Origin of the sequence: Streptomyces sp. BK79, from assembly GCF_044142145.1 — a bacterium.
In the GTDB taxonomy this organism is placed as follows: Bacteria; Actinomycetota; Actinomycetes; order Streptomycetales; family Streptomycetaceae; genus Streptomyces.
Map to the genome: position 1 here is coordinate 1 of NZ_JBHVOC010000106.1, position 272 is coordinate 272.

Below are 272 nucleotides of genomic sequence, written 5' to 3' on the forward strand. Positions count from 1 at the left end.
CTGGCGGCGTTCAAGGTGGTGTTGGGGCGGTATTGCGGGGTGGAGGATGTGGTGGTGGGTTCGCCGGTGGCGAATCGGCCGCGGCGTGAGCTGGAGGGTCTGGTCGGGTTCTTCGTCAATACGCTGGTGTTGCGGACGGATGTGTCGGGGGATCCGTCGTTCCGTGAGTTGGTGGGGCGGGTGCGGGAGACCGCGTTGGGTGCGTACGCGCATCAGGATCTTCCCTTCGAGTACCTCGTGGAACGGCTCCAGCCCGAACGCGACCTCTCACG

At 65.8% G+C, this 272-nt stretch carries 1 protein-coding gene; it reads left to right on the plus strand.

The features are described 5' to 3' along the window. Positions 1-272, plus strand: a 272-nt coding sequence (locus ACFIF2_RS35995; RefSeq protein ID WP_395577504.1) for a condensation domain-containing protein, incomplete at both ends; no start/stop codon positions are given.